This window comes from Phenylobacterium sp. (assembly GCF_036563285.1).
In the GTDB taxonomy this organism is placed as follows: Bacteria; Pseudomonadota; Alphaproteobacteria; order Caulobacterales; family Caulobacteraceae; genus Phenylobacterium.
Window position 1 is genome coordinate 38307 of record NZ_DATCMR010000002.1, and the last position, 17337, is coordinate 55643.

The 17337-nt window shown below is 68.7% G+C and carries 14 protein-coding genes; 7 read left to right on the forward strand and 7 right to left on the reverse strand.

From position 1 onward, the window contains the following. The first annotated feature begins 119 nt into the window (after positions 1 to 119). A complete protein-coding gene (locus VIL76_RS00490; protein WP_332043015.1) occupies positions 120 to 3497 on the forward strand; it encodes a VCBS domain-containing protein in 3378 nt (1125 codons plus the stop codon). 58 nt (positions 3498 to 3555) lie between these two features. Here the strand turns inward: VIL76_RS00490 and VIL76_RS00495 are convergent, their stop codons facing one another. Continuing rightward, entirely contained in the window at positions 3556 to 4827 is a 1272-nt protein-coding gene (locus tag VIL76_RS00495) for a DUF418 domain-containing protein (protein ID WP_332043016.1), read from the reverse strand. 186 nt (positions 4828 to 5013) lie between these two features. Here VIL76_RS00495 and VIL76_RS00500 point away from each other — a divergent pair, with 186 nt between their 5' ends. Together VIL76_RS00500 and VIL76_RS00505 are read left to right on the forward strand one after the other, a co-directional pair. After that, on the forward strand, positions 5014 to 5496 hold the full coding sequence (locus VIL76_RS00500; protein ID WP_332043017.1) for a response regulator: 483 nt from the start codon (positions 5014 to 5016) through the stop codon (positions 5494 to 5496). Further along, complete coding sequence (locus tag VIL76_RS00505; protein ID WP_332043018.1) at positions 5493 to 5990, forward strand: response regulator; 498 nt, start codon at positions 5493 to 5495, stop codon at positions 5988 to 5990. Before VIL76_RS00500 ends, VIL76_RS00505 begins: the two co-directional genes overlap by 4 nt. 2 nt (positions 5991 to 5992) lie before the next feature. Here VIL76_RS00505 and VIL76_RS00510 read toward each other — a convergent pair whose 3' ends face one another. After that, positions 5993 to 6409, reverse strand: a complete 417-nt coding sequence (locus VIL76_RS00510) for a response regulator (protein ID WP_332043019.1) — start codon at positions 6407 to 6409, stop codon at positions 5993 to 5995. A 386-nt stretch (positions 6410 to 6795) separates the two neighbouring features. Here VIL76_RS00510 and VIL76_RS00515 point away from each other — a divergent pair, with 386 nt between their 5' ends. Further along, the gene (locus tag VIL76_RS00515; protein WP_332043020.1) at positions 6796 to 7632 is read left to right on the forward strand and encodes a flagellin; all 837 of its coding nucleotides are present in this window, start codon (positions 6796 to 6798) and stop codon (positions 7630 to 7632) included. 98 nt (positions 7633 to 7730) lie between these two features. On the opposite strand, the gene VIL76_RS00520 is transcribed toward VIL76_RS00515, so the two are convergent. The 5 genes from VIL76_RS00520 to VIL76_RS00540 form a co-directional block, all read right to left on the reverse strand. Continuing rightward, positions 7731 to 8753, reverse strand: a complete 1023-nt coding sequence (locus tag VIL76_RS00520) for a hypothetical protein (protein ID WP_332043021.1) — start codon at positions 8751 to 8753, stop codon at positions 7731 to 7733. 67 nt (positions 8754 to 8820) lie between these two features. After that, positions 8821 to 9711 (reverse strand): DUF4886 domain-containing protein, encoded by an 891-nt coding sequence (locus VIL76_RS00525; RefSeq protein WP_332043022.1) that lies wholly within the window; start codon positions 9709 to 9711, stop codon positions 8821 to 8823. 108 nt (positions 9712 to 9819) lie between these two features. Further along, positions 9820 to 10233, reverse strand: coding sequence for a DUF2442 domain-containing protein (locus tag VIL76_RS00530; protein WP_332043023.1), 414 nt, complete (start codon positions 10231 to 10233; stop codon positions 9820 to 9822). Next, positions 10223 to 10465 carry a DUF4160 domain-containing protein gene (locus tag VIL76_RS00535; RefSeq protein ID WP_332043024.1) on the reverse strand — a complete coding sequence of 81 codons (243 nt, stop codon included), beginning with the start codon at positions 10463 to 10465 and terminating at the stop codon, positions 10223 to 10225. The genes VIL76_RS00530 and VIL76_RS00535 overlap by 11 nt, the downstream gene beginning before the upstream one ends. Before the next feature lie 64 nt (positions 10466 to 10529). Beyond that, the gene (locus VIL76_RS00540; protein WP_332043025.1) at positions 10530 to 12698 is read right to left on the reverse strand and encodes a hypothetical protein; all 2169 of its coding nucleotides are present in this window, start codon (positions 12696 to 12698) and stop codon (positions 10530 to 10532) included. Between the two features lie 268 nt (positions 12699 to 12966). On the opposite strand from VIL76_RS00540, the gene VIL76_RS00545 reads away from it, so the two are divergent. The 3 genes from VIL76_RS00545 (at position 12967) to VIL76_RS00555 (ending at position 17337) form a co-directional block, all read left to right on the forward strand. Beyond that, positions 12967 to 13656, forward strand: coding sequence for a TetR/AcrR family transcriptional regulator (locus tag VIL76_RS00545; protein WP_332043026.1), 690 nt, complete (start codon positions 12967 to 12969; stop codon positions 13654 to 13656). 32 nt (positions 13657 to 13688) lie between these two features. Continuing rightward, positions 13689 to 14945, forward strand: a complete 1257-nt coding sequence (locus tag VIL76_RS00550) for a serine hydrolase domain-containing protein (RefSeq protein WP_332043027.1) — start codon at positions 13689 to 13691, stop codon at positions 14943 to 14945. Positions 14946 to 15102: 157 nt separating this feature from the next. Continuing rightward, on the forward strand, positions 15103 to 17337 hold the full coding sequence (locus VIL76_RS00555) for a TonB-dependent receptor (RefSeq protein ID WP_332043028.1): 2235 nt from the start codon (positions 15103 to 15105) through the stop codon (positions 17335 to 17337).

A 17337-nucleotide genomic window follows, 5' to 3' on the forward strand; every position in this document is an offset into this window, starting at 1 on the left:
GACGGTTAATCGAACGAAATCCGTTCGCTACCGCTGCGAGCTGAACCAAGAACGCCGGTGCGCGAACCTGAATGGGGCGCGCGCCAAATTGTGGGGGCCTGGCCCCGCGGACCATGAGCATGGCCGCGGCCGCCGGCGAGAAGTTGGGGGACTATCTAGTGGCAGCTAACGGGAATTCGATCGGCACCACGCCGCAGGCGAAGGACGACGCCTTCGCGGCGACTGAGGGGACCAGCGTCCGCCTCGACGTCATGGCCAACGACCTGGGCGGGAACGCCAAGACGCTCTACTCGGTGAACCAGGGTCAGCCGTCGCAGGCGGCATCCACGGCCACGACGGCGCTCAACGGGACCGTCAGCATCGTCGACGGAAAGATCCTCTACGTGGCCTCGAGCGCGGCGATCGATGCGCTGGGCGCTGGCGAGACCCGCACCGACACCTTCACCTACACGATTCAACTGGGGAACGGCGCGCTGAGCGTCGCCACCGTCACCGTGACCCTGACCGGCACGAATGATGGGCCGACCATCACCTCGGCGACCGCCACGGGCCAGGTGACGGAGATCGCCGACGGCGCCGCCGGCGAGAACACCTCGGCTCTGGCGACCTCCGGATCGATCGCCTTCGCCGACCTGGACGTCAACGACACCCACAGCGCCACTTTCACGCCTGGCGCAGCGAGCTACGTCGGTACGTTCAGCCTCGGGGCTGTGGACCAGAGCGGCAACACCGTCGGGTGGAGCTTCAGCGTCCCGGACGCGGCGCTGGACGCGCTCGCGGCCGGCGAGACGCGGGTGCAGACCTACACCGTCGAAGTGGCCGATAGTCAGGGCGGCAAGGCCACCCAGGTTGTCACCGTCACCCTCACCGGCACCAACGACGCCCCGGTGGTCTCCGGCGCGGTGACGGGCTCGGCGGCGGAAGGCGCAGCCGCCGTCACGCTGAACGGCCTCGCCAATGCTTCCGACGTGGATCACGGCGCGGTTCTGTCGGTGGTCAATGTACCGGCCACCCTGCCGGCCGGGGTCTCCTTCGACGCCCAGACCAACCGATTCACCCTCGACCCCACGAACGCCGCCTACAATCATCTCGGGCTCGGCGACACCGTGACCGTTACCGTGAACTACGGGGTCTCCGACGGACAGGTCGTGACCGGCGCGCAGGTCTCCTGGACCATCACCGGCACGAACGACGGCCCGGTCGCGACGGCCGACGCCTTCACCGTCAGCGAGAATGGCCTTGCCGCGTTGAACCTCCTGGCGAACGACACCGACGCTGATGATGGCGCCGTGCTCAGCCTCGCGAACGTCTCGCTCGCGCAGGGCCAGGGCCAGGTGTCGATCGTCGACAATAGGCTGCAGTTCGCCCCGGGCGCGGCCTACGACCACCTCGGCCGCGGCCAGACCGCGACTGTGCTGGTGGACTACACCGTAGCCGATCAACACGGCGCGACGGCGACGAGCCAGGCAACCCTGACCATAGTCGGCGCCAACGACGCTCCGGTGGTTTCGGGGCCGGTGACCGCTACGGTGACCGAAGGCCCCGGCTCGCACACCGTGAACGCGCTGGCCAATGCGTCGGACGTGGACGACGGCGACGTGCTCTCCCTGGTCGGCGTGCCGACGCAGCTGCCCGCCGGCGTCACTTACGACGCCGCCGCCAAGACCTTCACCCTCGACGCCAATCACCCGGCCTACAACAGCCTGCAGGTGGGGCAGACGCGAGTGGTCACCGTGACCTACGGCGTTTCGGACGGTGAGCTCAGCCGGGCCGGTTCCGTATCGTGGACGATCACCGGCACGAACGACGCCCCGCAGGTGTTCGGCGAAATCAACCTGAACGTCTTCGAAGGCGGCGGTAACCCGATCGTCAACGGCGTCGGCGCGAACGACCCCGAAGGCGATCCGCTGTCGGTCGTGCTGGGCCAGTTGCCCGCCGGAGTCTCCTTCGATCCGGCGACGAAGCTCTTCACCTTCAACGCCAGCGATCCGGCCTACAATCACCTGGCGGCCGGCGCCACGCAGACGGTGCAGCTGACCTGGGGCATCTCCGACGGCCAGCTCGTCACCCCCCAGACGGCGACCTTCATCGTCCATGGGACCAACGACGCCCCCGTGGTGAGCAGCGCGGTCTCCACCACGGCCGCCGAAGGTTCCGGCATCCATGTGCTCGATGCGCTGGCCAATGCCTCGGACGTGGACGACGGCGCCGTGCTGAGCGTGATCGACGTGCCCGCCAACCTGCCCCCGGGCGTCACCTGGGACGCGGCGACGCACTCCTTCAGTCTCGACGCCAACCACCTGGCGTACAACAGCCTGAAGGCGGGACAGTCGACGACCGTGATCGTCAACTACAGTGTCACGGACGGGAACGCGTCGTACGGGACCTCGGCCCGATGGACGGTGACCGGAACCAATGACGCGCCGGTGGTGACTGCCCTAAACTACGGCACGATCCAGGAAGGCCAGACGCTCAGCATCGGCGCCTTCGGCGGCGTTCAGGATCCGGACGGTGATGCGCTGACGGCGACCGTAGGTGTGCTGCCGGCCGGCGCGACGTTCAACAGCCAGACCAACATCATCACCTTCAATGCCGCGCACGCCGCCTACAATCACCTCGCAGCGGGCGCGACCCAGACGGTGACGCTGGAGTGGGATGTCACGGACGGCGCGGCGACGAGCCACGTCAGCCGTACCGTCACGGTCGTGGGCGTTAACGACCCGGCGAGCTTCGCGGGCCAGAGCACCGGCACGGTGAAGGAAGACACCACCCAGACCGCGAGCGGCCAGCTGAGCGTGGTCGACCCCGACGACAACCAGTCGAGCTTCAACGCCGCGACGGTGAACGGGACATACGGCTCGCTCACCATCAACACCGCGGGGGCATGGACCTATACGCTGAACAACAGCAGCGCGGCGGTGCAGGCCCTCAACACCGGACAGACCGTGAATGACGTGCTGACGGTGACGTCGCTCGATGGCACGCAGAAGGTGATCTCAGTGGCGGTGCAGGGCCTCAACGAGCCGGCGGCCGGTAACCACATCGCCACATTCGACGACGTCTACCAGGTGCCTGCGGGCTACGGCGGCTTCAACTGGGTGGGGACCGGCTCTGCCTACACCAGCAACGGCAGCCATGTGACCTTCTACGGCAGTGACTGGCACCAGAACGGCGGCGATAACGAAGCCTACAACGGTTACGGGCCGAAGGTGATGACCGTCACGCGGACCGATGGCTCGGATTTCGACCTGGTCTCGGTGGAAATGGCCGACGGGGCGTTCTTCAATTACTACGACGACGCGCAGGAGGTGGACATCATCGGCTACGACAACGGGGTGGAGAAGTACCGCCGCCACGTGGTCCTCAGCGACACCGAGCTTGAGAACATCGTCCTGAACTTCAACGACGTCGACAAGGTCCAGATCGTGATCACCAACGGCATCTACGACCAGGGCACCGGCTGGTACGTGATCGACAACTGGGTGACGAACTACTGATCCTGAAACCGGGATGAAGAGAGCCCGGGCCGCGAGGCCCGGGCTTTTTTCATGCCAGCTACTCGGCCGGCGCCACGGCGCGCCCCGGCGCGCCGTTCACGAACGGCTGCGGGCTCCACTTCACGAGGCTGCGCCAAGCCCACTCGAAGGGGCCGTAGTGGAAGCGGGCAAGCCACGGCTGGCTCCACAGCAGGATGAGGGCCCAGACGCCGACCACCACGTAGAGCAGCTCGACCCGCGAGAGCTGGCCGTACAGTCCCAGGCCGAAACCGCAGAACACCAGCATCGTGATGACCGAGGTCAGCAGGTAGTTGGAGAACGCCATCCGGCCGGCCGCCGTCAGCCGGTCGACGAGCCAGCTCAAGGCGCCCGCCCGGACCACCAGGAGCAGCACGCTGGCGTGCGCGAGCCCAACGAAGGGACGCGTGGTCTGCTGCCAGACTTCCCAGCGGTGCAGGGCCAGGGGCTCGAAGCCGCTGCGCCAGATCATCCAGGTGAGCCCGGCCGTGGCGGGGACCGCCACCAGGTAACCCAGCGCGATCATCGTCGTGTACGCCCGGCTGGACCAGCCGAGGGTGAAGAAGCCGCTCCGGAACAGGGCCATGCCGACGAACATCTGGCCGATCGCCTCGGGCAGGGCGTCGATGGGGAAGATCTTCGTCTGGCCGATGATAGCCATCTGGGTGCGCGCCCTGAGCGCGTCCATGAAGCTGCCGCCGAACCCGGCGATCTGCTGCGCGCCCAGCTCGGGCGGGGGCGACAGGAGGAAGGACATCTCCTGCCAGGCCTTGATATCCGCCCCCGAGGCGCCGGGGGCGAGCGCCGCGGCCCGGGCGGCCTCGAACTGGCCGGTCAGGAACAGGTTGAAGGCCAGCAGCCCGAGCAGGATCGCCGCGCCGACCGCCAGTTGCACCCGCACCGGCAGCTTGCGGAACGGGAAGATGACGAGGCCGGCCACCGCATAGGTCACCAGGATGTCGCCCCACCACAGCAAGTAGGCGTGCAGCATGCCGAACACGAACAGCCAGAACATCCGCCGGTAGTGGGTCTCGACCGGCCCCGGCCGGCCCGATTCGGCCCGCTGCGCGATCAGCACGGCGCTCGCGCCGAACAGCATGGTGAAGAGCGCCCGCATCTTGCCGTCGGTGAGCACATTGTTCACCGCCCACATCCACAGGTCGGCCGCGCTCTCGTGGCCGGCGTAGGTGGGGTCGATGTAGGCGAAGGCCGGCAGCCCCATGCCGACGATGTTCATCAGGAGGATGCCCAGCACCGCGAAGCCGCGGACGGCGTCGATCGACTGGTGCCGTATGCTGGCCGTTTCCGACATCTGCATCCCCCCGTTCTCTTCCCCGGCGCGAGCATGGGCGGCGCCCGGACATGGGTCAACGCAGAGACCGGTGTTCGCCCCGTGCGATTTGCGCCTCGAATTCTACCTGACGGCGCATGCGGCAACTGGCGGTCTCGTGCGCGCATTGCGCAAGCGCGCTAGACCCGCCGCGGGGGAGGGGCTGCCGTGTCTTCGTTGAATGTGCTGATCGTCGAGGATAACCGCCAGATGGTGGAGGTCATCCGCGCCGTCCTGTCCGGGCTGGGCGATCAGCGCGCCGAGTTCGCCACCGGGATAGACGCCGGATGGGGCCGGCTGCAGGCCGAGGACTTCGACTATGTGATCGTCGACCGCAATCTCGGCGACGGGGACGGCGTCGAGCTGGTTCGGCGCATCCGCGACCCGAAGCGGTGCAGGAACCCCTATATCCCGATCCTGATGCTGACCGGCTCGGGCGAGCGGCGGGTGGTCGCCGCAGCTCGCGACGCAGGCGTGAGCGAGTTCCTGATCAAGCCGTTCACGGTGGCGGCCATGGCCGACCGGTTGACCGCGCTGATCAATCGGCCGCGGCCGTTCATTCAGTCGCCGGATTACTTCGGGCCAGACCGCCGGCGGCGCAACGATCCTGAGTACAAGGGCGCCGAGCGGCGGAAGGGCCGGGCGCCGTGAGGCTGGCCGACGTCCGCATCCTGCTGGTCGAGGACAATCCTCACATGGCGGAGATCGTGCGGACGGTTCTGCGCAGCTTCGAGGCGCGGATGCTGGACACGGCAGACACGCTTGAAGGCGGTTGGGCCTCCTATGTGAAGGGCGGCCACGACCTGGTCATCCTCGATCGGAATCTTGGGCGCGAGGACGGTCTTGACCTGGTGCGGCGTATCCGGCGGGGCGCGGACAGCCCGACGCCCTTCATGCCGATCCTCATGCTCACCGGCTCGGCGGAGTTGCCCACCGTCGCGGCCGCCCGAGACGCTGGCGTGAACGAGTTCTTGGTCAAGCCCTTTACGGTGACCGCGCTCTATGAGCGGCTGGCGGCCATCGTTCACCGACCCCGTCCATTCATCAGCACCGAGACCTACCTGGGGCCGGATCGACGTCGGCGGGCGGACCCGGACTACGCCGGCGCGGAGCGTCGCGCGGGCGCAGGCGTCGCGGACGCCTGAGCTCAGGCGGCCGCGCGAGCGGCCGCGTCCATGGCCTTGTCCATGGCCTCCAACAGGGTCTCCGGGGTGATCGGCTTGCCCATGTGGCAGTCCGCCCCGGCGGCCTTCGCTTGCAGCAGTTGCTCGGACATGGTGTTCGCCGTCACCACCAGCAGCGGCGTGCGCGGCATGCCTTGCTCGGCCTCGATCCGGCGGATCTCCCGCGTCGCGGTGACGCCGTTCACCGGCATCTGCAGGTCCATGAGGATGATGTCGAACTTGGAGGTGCGATAGGCGTCGACGGCCTGGGCGCCGTCCTCCACGCAGACCACCCGCGCCGCGGCCAGCTCGAGGATCATCTCGAACACGGTTCGGTTGGTCGGATGGTCGGCTACGGCGAGCACGCGCAGGGGAGATCCGGATCTGTCCAGCTGGCCCATGTCGGCTCCGAGTTTCTAGGCACAGCCTAGCCTCACTCTCTAAGCACTCGATTAAGGGGCGCCATGCCGGCCGGCCCTGAGCGGCGATGCTTCCCATGGTAGCAGCCTTGCAATTACAGATTAGCTGGACACAGGTTTCAGTAGAGCTTACCATTCCCGGAAGTTGTGGAAGATGTTGCCGCGATGCGGCACAATATTCCGGCGGGTGGGCAAAATTTTCAGACTTGCTTTCTGCTGGCGCATCGACGGCGGCGTTTTTCGTTGGCGATCTCAATCTCTTCAGTCTTGCCGATTCGCGGCCCCGGCCTTGCCAGCCCTTGCGGCTGAGCAAAATGCTCCCGGTCGCAAAAGCGCGCCGGACATCTTGAAGAGAGAGGGGTGCGCTGATGCCTTACAACAGCGTCAACACCAACGTGGGCGCGATGGTCGCCCTGCAGAACCTAAACACCACCAACGCCGACCTGATGACCACCCAGAACCGGATCAACACCGGCAAGCGGGTGGGCAGCGTCAAGGACAATGGGGCGGTATGGGCGATCGCCCAGAACCAGCGAGCCGCGTCGAGCTCGCTCAATGCTGTGCGTGAGTCCCTGCAGCGCGGCCAATCCACCGTCGACGTGGCGGTCTCCGCCGGCGAGACGATATCCGACCTCCTGATCACGATGAAGGAGAAGGCGCTTACCGCCTCGGACATAACGCTGGACGCCAACAGTCGGGTCGCGCTGAACGACGACTTCATCTCCCTGCGGGACCAGATCGCCAAGGCCGTCGCCAACGCGGAATTCAACGGCGCCAACATGCTGAAGGCGACGGCGCCGACGACCGTGGCGGCGCTGGCCAATGCGGACGGAACCTCCGTCATCACCGTTGAGAGCCAGGCCATGGACCTGGGTTCGGGCGCCTTGAGCGGACTGGCGGCGACGGCTTCGCTCGGCACGGCATCGGAATCCCTGGCGATGATCGCGACCCTGAACACAGCGATCACGAACGTCTCCAGCGCACTGTCCAGCCTGGGAACCGGATCGAAGTCGCTGGCGTCCCACCTGGTGTTCGTGAACAAGCTGCAGGACACGCTGGACGCCGGCATCGGCAATCTGGTGGACGCAGACCTCGCAAAGGAAAGCGCCAAGCTGCAGTCGCTGCAGACCAAGCAGCAACTGGGGGTGCAGGCGCTGTCCATCGCGAACCAGGCCTCTTCCATGGTGCTGGGGCTGTTCCGCTAGCGCCTGACGGGAGGTCCAGCGCCGTGGCCTGCAGCGGCCGCCTCTCGGCGGCGGCTGCAGGGCCTCAGCGCGTCGCGTCACGACGTGGCCAGTGGCCCTCACACCAGCGTGCGTTCCCTGTCGACAGGCTGCGCCTCGCCAGCGGCAGCGCTCTCCTCGGCCTCCGCACGCCAGCGCCGCAGCATCCCCATGCGCTCCAGGCGGACGAGGAGCCGCGCGAGGTTTGCGGCGTTCTCACCCGCCAGCCCCAGCACCTGCGGATGCGACAGGCCGGTTGAGAGCAGGGCCACGCCCTGCGGGGTGCGCGCGCAGACGCCGGCGCGCTCGAGTTCGGCCGCCCTTCGTCTCAGGGTCTCCGGCGGGGTCTTCATCCGTTGGGCCAGCACCGAGATCCGCACTGCCTGAGGCCTGCGCCCTGGAATGGCCGGATCGGGTGGGAGGTCGCCCAGGGGCTCGGTGGCCTCTCGCGCAACCTCCAGCAGGAACAGCCCGGTGAGCGGATCGCCCAGCCGGCGCATGACCCCTTCGATGAAGCGCAGCAGGTATTCGGCGAGGAGGCGGTTCACCACCCGCACGGGAAGGTCCGACGCAAACGGGCCGGCATCCCAAGGCGGCTCAACGCTTCGCGCTTCAGCGAAGCGCGGCGTCGCCTCGGCGGCCAGGAGCTCGAGGTAGAAGCGTCGAAGGCGATCATACCGGGCGAGGCTCATCGCCTTGAAAGCCGGCGTGCCGAGCGCGCCTTCGGCGATGACCACGCCGCCGGCGATCGCGCGGCATGCCCCCTGATCGAGGAGCCTGCGCATCCTGCGGCGCACGGTCTCGTACGGCAGGCCCAGGGATGCGGCGAGCGCATTGACCCGAACCGGCCGGAGCAGGCGCGACGGAGGCGGCGCGTCCAGCGCGCCGTACGCAAACTGCAGCTCGGGGTCCTGCTTGACCGGGCCAAGGTTGGCGTCGATGGCGGCCGCGATCAGCAGCCGGTCGAGGAGGTCGGAGTCGCCGCGGCTGATCCGAATCGAATCCGACAGGTAGCCCAGCGACAGCCGCGTCATCCGCCACAGTCGAGGCGGGATCGCCGGCTCGAAGGCCGGCGCATCGATGGCGTGAGCGGGCTGATTCACGTCCTAGCAGCTCACACGGCCAGGGGGCGGATGTGAAGCGTCCATGCAGGCCGGGGTGCGGGAGCCGTCAGCGGCCCTTGCCCCTGTAGGCGGCGAGCTCGTCGTGGGCGATCTGCTGCAAGGCCGTAGCCTGCGCCGGCGAGAGGCCCAGCTCGGCGGCCGAGGTCTCGCGCGGGCCAAGCGAGAGCGGGTCCTTCCCGGTGATCCGCCCGAACACCATCAGGGCTTCCAGGTAATAGCCGAAGGTGGAGCCGTGGTAGTGATCATAGGTCCACAGGTCGATCTGGTCCGGGCTGATCCCGTCGTAGGGGTTGCCGTCGGCGACGCCCTTGTCGACCGCGCGCTGGAAGGCGTCACCCACGGGGATGACGCTCTTGATCTCGGGTGCGGCCGCCGCGGCCTTGTCGTAGGCGCGGCGCAGGTCCGCGGTCATGATCGCCAGCGACTTGCCCGACCACGGCTGCCCGGGGCGATAGATCAGGTCCGGACGGGCCCAGGTCGCGGTGAGATGGATGTTCGCACGCGCGTTGCGCGCCTTCAGCATGCGTGCGGCTTCGCCGGCGGTGGCGAAGAGGAGGGCGGGATTGCCGGGCTTGGCGCGGTCCAGGGTGGAATAGCCATGCATCACGACGTGGTCCCAGGACCGGTCGATGAGGGCGCGTTTCTCCGCCAGGTGATGGTCGAGTCCTTGCCCGGGTACGGTCTCCAGGCTGACGTCGTAGTCGAGGCCCGCCTGGCGGGTGAACGCCTTGAACAGGGCCGGCACGCCGCCCACGCCCCCCTTGTTGAGGTCGGTGACCGTGTCGGCCTTGTACTTCCAGACCGGCGACATCGCCCCGAAGGTGAAGCTGTTGCCGATGAAGAGCACGCTCTCGGCCGCGACGGCGGGGACGGCGCCCAGGAGAACGGTCAGGGAAAGGCTTAGCGCCGCAGTCGATCGGATCCAGCTCCAGCGCATTCGTGGCTCCCCTGAGGCTCTGCACGCCCTTTGTGCCACGCCGCGCGACGCGTGGCCTAGGCCGCATCTTCGCGGTGCGCCCTCGGAAGATCAGGGCGCCATCGTGACCTAACGCTGCGCGGACTTGTCCTTCCGGGGACGGCCGCCGAGCCGCCCGTTTGCGCGCGCAGCGCCCGACTTGGCCGCCGTACGAGCTTTGCCTCCGGCGCGACCCAGCCGGGATGCCATGAAGCGCCGCGATCCAAGCTGTCCCTCCAGCAGCGCCGGCAGATAGACGTCGGCATCAAGTGTGGGGAAGTGAAGGCCGTAGCCCGACGGGCTGATGACCACCGCGTCGAGGTCGCTCGGCGCCGCCCGCTCGAGGCCCTCGACCCTGCGGTAATCCAGAAGCAGGCCCAGCCCGCTGGACAGTTCGACCAGCAGTCGGTCCTGGGCGGCGGCGTAGCTCGCGCCTACCGCACGCGGAGTCTGATCCAGCCGTTCCTTCGCCGCGGCGTCGGCGGCCTTCACTTCATTGGCCATGGATCCTCACCCACTCCGCAATCAACGCTTCGCGCCTTGCCTCCAGCTCGGCGCGGATCGCCTCGAGCCGCCTGCGACGGAAGCCGTAATTCTCCATCAGGGTCACCGCACCCCCGTCGTCCAACGCAAACCGCGCCTCGTGCTCCGCGTCCATGACATGGATGTGCCTGGGGGGGTGATCGTTCGGGTAGATCACCACCCGCAGCCCGAGCAACGTGGCAACGGTAGGCACGGGCCCCTTCCCAAATCCTAAGCGCTTAGGTTATCTGGCGCAAGCGGCGGCTCGCCTCCCTTGGTTAGACGCACTGGTCACGTCGCTCCTCAGCCGCGTCGCTCCAGACACGGTCCAGCACGCGCGCCGCGCGCGCCGCCTTCTCGCCCGGCAGGAAGCGGCCGTAGTGGTCCACGATCGAGGAGGGCATGTCCTGGATGGCGTAGGCGGCTTCCTCGAAGGACCCGGTTCGCTTCAGCACCTCGGTGGCGAGCACGGCTCGGAGCGCATGCGGCCCGTGCGGCAGGACGCCCACGAGCGCACCCTTGCCCGTCCAGGGATTGAAGACCCCGTAGCGCTCGATCATCCGGCGCCAGGCCTCGTGGAAGCGCCACCGGTCGAGCCCCGGCGGATCGCCCGCAGACTTCACGTGGCGCACGAAGAGCAGGCCAGGGTCGGGGGCGCCGGCGAGCAGCCGCGGGCGCTGGCGTGACAGGTAGTCGTGGAGGCGGGCATAGAGCCCGCCGCGGTCGGCCAGGGTCAGCTGGAACGGCGCCCCGCGGAAGAAGGCCGAGTGCGCGTTCTTGAAGGCCGCAGCCGGCGCAAACACCTCCCAGGTCCCGCGGCTGGCATTCCACCGCAGCTCCGCGGCCCTCAGGTCTGCAAGCTCATGCTCGCTGCGGGGCTTCCGGCCCGGCAGGCAGACGAGGAGCTCGGCCAGGTTGCGCGCCCTGAAGCCCAGGTGCAGGCCGAGCCTCAGCATCAGCCAGGTGCGCATCGCCTCGGCGTGGCGCACGGGTTTCAGGTGCTCGTCCGGGGCGCGGGCGAGGATCTCGTCGCCGATCTTCAGGTACTCGGAAAGCGGGCTGTCGGCCTCCAGGACCGGCAGGATGGCCTCGAAGGGGTCGCGGTGGACGCGGGCGAGCCGCCCGATCTCGCCGGCCCGCATGCGGGCGTAGCGGTGGAGGTCGGCGCAGGCGCGGGGCCAGTCCGCCTGCAGCCGCGCCACCTCCGCCTCGTCGATCAGGCCCGGTATGGGCTTGAGCGTCTCGGCCAGCTGCGGGTTCTGCGTCAGCCACCCGAACCCCGGGTGGACGAGGGCCGCGGCGTTCTCCAGCATGCGCACCTCCCACTTGGTGAAGCAGCCGCGCCGGGCCTCGCGCCAGGCCAGGTAGGCGTCCCAGACCTGTGGGCTGCAGAGCAGCGCCAGCGACAGGTCCTCGAGAGGCGCCCCGTAGCCGTTGAGCGGCGGGCGCCTGGGCGCGGCGAGCGCGCCGAAGAACAGCCCCAGGTGGCGAAGGTTCTGCTGGGTGGTGCTGGGACTCCAGGCGCCGCGCCGTGGGCGGTCCGCCGGGGACAGGCGGGCCGACTTGAATTCGATCAACGCCCGCATCTCTGACGCCAGCGGCTCGGCGGCGAAAAGCTGCGAGGCGTCCGCCCTGCGCCGCCGACCCGTCGCGGTCCTCACCGGCGGCGTCGCGCAGTCCAGGCCCGGGAAGCTGACGCAGAACCGCTGGCGGGAGGCTTCGCGCTGGTAGCGCCGGTAGGGCGTCTGGCGGCTGAAGGTGGCGCGCACCCAGGCCAGGATGTGGCCCTGCTCGGCCTCGCTGCGCTGCGCGAAGTCCTGCGGCAGGTGCCAGGAGACGTCGTAGAGCGCGGCCGGGACGCCCTGCCGCGGAACGATCCGCGCCGCGAGCGCGCCAGGATCGAGGCCGTAGCGCCGCTCGATGGCGGCCACCGCCGCCAGGCTGGCCTCGCCTGCCGGCCGGGCCTGGCCGTCCCGCCACTTGGCGATCCGGCGCGCGGCGCAGGCGCAGCCTTCCTCGGCGAGCGCGCGGGCGAGCGTGGTGGGCGTGTCGTTCCACCGCCGCATCTCGCGCGCCAGGGCGGCGGAGAATCCCCCAGGCTGGGCTGGGGCGAGCGGGGCGGGGGCGGGCGGCCGCGGGCGGCGGCCTGGCGCTGGGCGGGGCTTGCGAACCCGGAGCCTGGGCGCGCGGCCGGGGACGGCGAGGTCGCGCTGGATGGCCGCCAGATGCGGGGCAAGACGGTTGCGGGCGCCGGCGAGGACGGCGGCGTCCAGGCCGCATTCGGCGGCCAGCCGGCTCCAGGCGATCCCGCGTCCGCGGATCGGGAACAGCTCGCCGTCTTCGAGCGCGCGCTCGGCGCGGGCCAGCAGGGCTGCGGCCGCGGCCGGGGGTAGGGCGTCGGGGGCGAGGCGCTGCAGGCGGGCGAAAGCGCGGGCGGCGGTGGTCATCGGGTCGGGTCCTTCCGGGATGGGGGGGCCTGCGCGGCGCGCCAGACTCGCCTGTGGAGCTTTTTCACTTGAACGGCGACGCTAGGCGTCGGACCTACGGGGTCCCCGGGGGACAGCCGGGGCCAGACGCTGCGGCGCCAACGGGGGTCCGTGAGGGCCAAACCAGGCGCCACAGTTGCGTTATTGGGTCAACAACTAGCTGAGATCGTTAGGGAATCTCCGGATTGTGGCTCTGGAGGTCTCCCGTTCGATCCGGGGAGGCTTCTGGGTGAACGACAATCCGGGGGCGACGCCGCGCGGCCGGCGGCCGAAGGGGCAGGGGCCGGACCTCCGCGAGGCGATCCTCGACGCCGCCGAGGCGCTGTTCTGCAAGCACGGCTTCTACGGCGTCACCGTGCGCCAGGTGGCCGCCGAGGCTGGCGTCGACACCGCGCTCATCCACTACTACTTCGGCGCCAAGCGCGAGCTCTTCGACAGCGTCTTCGCCCGACGCGCCGAGGTGGTGAACCAGGCGCGCCTGGACGCCATGGCCGCATACCAGGCGGCGCACCCCGACGACATGACCGTGGAAGGCGTGATCGAGGCCTTCATCGGCCCGCTGCTGGACCGGTCCATGACCAACGACGAGGGCTGGAAGAACTACTTCCGGCTGGTCGCCCTGGTAAACAACACCCCCGCCTGGGGCGGCGAGACGATGCACCGGTTCTTCGATCCAGTGGTGCACCGACTGGTCGACACCCTGAAGGTGGTGCTCCCGCAGGCGGAGATCCGCGACCTATACTGGTGCTACCAGTTCCTCACCGGCTCGATGATGCTGACCCTCTCGGAGACAGGCCGCATCGACCAGCTGTCGGAAGGGCTCTGCCGGTCGAGCGACCTGGAGGCAGTCCGCGGCCGACTTTACGCCTGGTGCGCCGCCGGCATCCAGGAGGTGGTCGGCCGCAAAAGGTCCGCGTAAGGTTCTCCCAAAGAACACTGGGGAGGATTTCCATGACGACCTACGCCGACCGACGCACGTTCCTCGCCGGGGCTGCGGCCGCCGCCTTGGCAGGACCCGCCTTCGCAGCGGTCAAGGTGATGCCGCCGCAGTCGGCCGGCTTCACGCCCGCCGGCGTCGCCGCCGTAAACCGCGAAATGCACGCCCTTGTCGACCAGCAGAAGCTGGCCGGCGTCGTCACCCTGCTGGCCCGTCGTGGCCGGGTGGTGAGCTTCGACGCCTACGGCAAGCAGGACGCCGCCACCGGGACGCCCGTGCGCACGGACAGCATCTTCCGCATCGCCTCCATGACCAAGCCGATCGCCGGCGTGGCCATGATGCAGCTCCACGAGCAGGGGAAGTGGAAGCTCGACGATCCCGTCCACAAGCACATCCCTGAATTCGCGGGGCTGAAGGTGAAGGGGCCGAACGGCACGCTGGTCGAGCAGACCCGGCCGATGACCATGGCCCAGCTCATGAGCCACACCGCCGGCTTCGGTGTGAGTTCCGTCTACGAAAGCGCTCGCCTCTCCGAGACCGATCTGCAGGGGATGATCGACAAGCTGGCCAAGCTGCCGCTGGAGAGCCAGCCGGGCGCGGACTGGGCCTACGGTCCCGTCGTCAACATCCAGGGCTATGTGGTCGAGAAGCTCTCCGGCAAATCGCTGGATCGCTACATGCAGGACCACATCTTCACGCCGCTGAAGATGGTGGACACCCAGTTCTGGGTTGACGCGTCGAAGGTCGGCCGCGTCTCGGCGGTCCACGGCTACGACGCCGCCGGCAAGATCGTGCGGATGGAGCCGCAGCCGCGGGTGGTGACGTCCAAGCCCCGGTTCCTGTCCGGCAGCGGCGGGCTCTACTCGACCGCGGAGGACTACTTCCGCTTCGCCCAGGCCCTGCTGCAGAACGGCGAGCTCGAAGGCGCGCGGATCCTGAAGCCCGAGACCGTCCGGCTGATGCGCCAGGACGTGCTGCAGCCCGGCGTCGGCGTCGACCTCTACGGCCCGGTGCAAAAAGGCCTCGGCTTCGGCATGGACTTCGCCGTCCACCGCCGGCCAGCCGAGAGCGGCCTGCCGCACGGCCAGGACAGCTACTGGTGGGGCGGCGCCTTCGGCACCTGGTTCTGGATCGATCCGGCCAACGAGGTGGTGTTCGTGGGCATGATCCAGAACCTGAACGGCAGCACCCCGGGACGCGGTACGCCCGCGGTTCGGGAGATCTCCGCACGCCAGGTCTACGCGGCCCTGGCGAACCGCGGCCGCGCCTGACCACAGTGACGCTTCCGTAAGCGTCACTGTGGCCTAAACTCATCAGTTAGTGAAAAACCGGCGTTCAGCGGGCCCCACCCGCTGGCGCCGCGCGGGCGAACCGCGGCAGATGTCCTCCAAATTCGCCTATCGGTGAAATTATCGGGAGGACTACCTCATGAAAGCCATCGTCAAAGCGGCGCTCCTGGCGGGCGCCGCCTGGTCCGTTGTTCCCACGCTCGCCTTCGCGCAAGCCGCCGTCGCGGCCGAGGAGACCGGCGTGATCGAGGAGCTGGTCGTCACCGCGCGCCGGCGGGAGGAGACGCTGATCGACGTGCCCGTCGCCGTCACCGCGGTCACCGCCGAGCGCCTCGAGGCCACCGGCGCCACCGACATCACGACCCTGCAGCAGTCGACGCCGAACCTGACGGTCCAGGTGGCGCGCGGCTCCAACTCGACCCTGATCTCCTTCATCCGCGGCGTCGGCCAGCAGGACCCGCTGTGGGGCTTCGAGCCGGGCGTCGGCCTCTACATCGACGACGTCTACGTCGCGCGCCCGCAGGCGGCCGTGCTCGACATCTTCGACATCGAGCGGATGGAAGTGCTGCGCGGGCCGCAGGGCACGCTCTACGGCCGCAACACCATCGGCGGCGCCATCAAGTACGTGACGGCCAAGATCGACGAAGACCCCGAGTTCCGCCTGCGCGGCAACTTCGGCTCCTATAACCAGCGCGACGTCATCGCCTCCGCCAAGGGCATGATCGGCGACACCCTGGGCCTGGGCCTCACCTGGGCGAAGTTCGACCGCGACGGCTTCGGGACCAACCTGTTCACCGGCGCCGAGCACTACAACAAGGACGTGGCCGCCGCCCGCGCGACCCTGGAGTGGAGCCCGTCCGAGGCGCTGTTCTTCCGCCTGGCCGGGGACATCGTCACCGACCGGTCCAACCCGCGCCATGGCCACCGCGAGGTCCCGGCCCTCAACTTCCTCGGCCAGCCCATCCCCGGCGGTCAGGTGCTGCCGGACGTCTATGACACCCGGGCCGGCTCGGGCGACCAGAACCTGGTCGAGACCCGCGGCGTCTCGCTGCTCGGCGAGTACGAGGTCTCCGACACCATCACCCTGAAGTCGATCACCGCCTACCGGGCGGGCGAGACGGAAGGGACCATCGACTTCGACACCCTGCCGGAGCGGATCCTGGACATCCCGGCCCGCTACAACGACCACCAGTTCACCCAGGAGCTGCAGCTGCTCTACACGGGCGAGCGCCTGCAGGCGGTCGGCGGCCTGTTCTACCTGAACGCCACGGCGGCCGGCGCCTTCGACACCGTCCTCGGCCAGGCGAACCTGACCATCGCGACCACGGGCCACGTGGACACCGAGAGCTGGTCGGCCTTCGCCGACGTGAGCTACGACATCACCGAGGCGCTCACCGTCTCGGTCGGTGGCCGCTACACCCGCGACGAGAAGACCGGCCGCGTCTACCGTCAGAACTTCACCGGGCTGGTCAGTCCGCTGTTCGGCAACAACACGGCCGTCCCCGGCCTGGTGCGCTCGAACTTCACCTCCACCGACAGCTACGAGAAGTTCACCCCGCGCCTGTCGCTGCGCTACGAGATGAGCCCGGACCTCACGGGCTATGTCGCCTACTCGCAGGGCTTCAAGTCGGGCGGCTTCGACATGCGGGCCGACGCGATCATCACCCCCAGCTCGACCCAGGGCTACCAGCCGGAGACGGTGGACAGCTACGAGGCCGGCCTGAAGGGCTACTTCTTCGATCGCCGCCTCACCCTGAACACCGCGGTCTTCTACGCCAAGTACCAGGACCAGCAGGTCACCCTGCAGACCCCGGTGGGCGCCACCATCGCCTCCCAGGTGCTGAACGTCGGCGAAAGCCACATGTCCGGCGCCGAGCTCGAGGGCACGGCGGTCCTCACCGACAACCTCAGCGCCAACTTCGCGCTCGGCTACATCAAGGCTGAGTTCGACGAGTACCGGGCGCTCGACCTCACCCAGACCCCGCCCGTGATCCGGGACTTCGCCAACAGCCGGGTGTTCCAGAACACACCGGAATGGACCGGCGCGTTCAGCCTGACCTACCAGCGCGACCTGGGCGACGCCGGCTCGATCAGCTTCATCCCCTCGGCCTCCTACCGGTCCGAGTTCTCGATGTTCGAGGTCCCGTCCTCGCTCGATCAGGGCTCCTACTGGCTGCTGGACGCGAGCTTGGTGTGGACCTCGGCGGACGAGCACTTCCGGGTCGGCCTGCACGGGAAGAACCTGGCGGACGAAACCTATCGCGTCGGCGGCTACAACTTCCCGCAGTCGGCGGGTGTCCTGTTCGGCAATTCGGTGAACGCCTTCTACGGCCCGCCGCGCACCGTGACCCTGGCGCTCGAAGCGAAGTTCTAA

Bases quoted from the DNA above. Each gene is read 5' to 3' on its own strand.
- VIL76_RS00510 (WP_332043019.1), bottom strand. From the start codon at position 6,409: ATGGGCCAGCTGGACAGATCCGGATCTCCCCTGCGCGTGCTCGCCGTA.
- VIL76_RS00540 (WP_332043025.1), bottom strand. From the start codon at position 12,698: ATGACCACCGCCGCCCGCGCTTTCGCCCGCCTGCAGCGCCTCGCCCCC.
- VIL76_RS00550 (WP_332043027.1), top strand. From the start codon at position 13,689: ATGACGACCTACGCCGACCGACGCACGTTCCTCGCCGGGGCTGCGGCC.
- VIL76_RS00515 (WP_332043020.1), top strand. From the start codon at position 6,796: ATGCCTTACAACAGCGTCAACACCAACGTGGGCGCGATGGTCGCCCTG.
- VIL76_RS00525 (WP_332043022.1), bottom strand. From the start codon at position 9,711: ATGCGCTGGAGCTGGATCCGATCGACTGCGGCGCTAAGCCTTTCCCTG.
- VIL76_RS00490 (WP_332043015.1), top strand. From the start codon at position 120: ATGGCCGCGGCCGCCGGCGAGAAGTTGGGGGACTATCTAGTGGCAGCT.
- VIL76_RS00530 (WP_332043023.1), bottom strand. From the start codon at position 10,233: ATGGCCAATGAAGTGAAGGCCGCCGACGCCGCGGCGAAGGAACGGCTG.
- VIL76_RS00495 (WP_332043016.1), bottom strand. From the start codon at position 4,827: ATGTCGGAAACGGCCAGCATACGGCACCAGTCGATCGACGCCGTCCGC.
- VIL76_RS00555 (WP_332043028.1), top strand. From the start codon at position 15,103: ATGAAAGCCATCGTCAAAGCGGCGCTCCTGGCGGGCGCCGCCTGGTCC.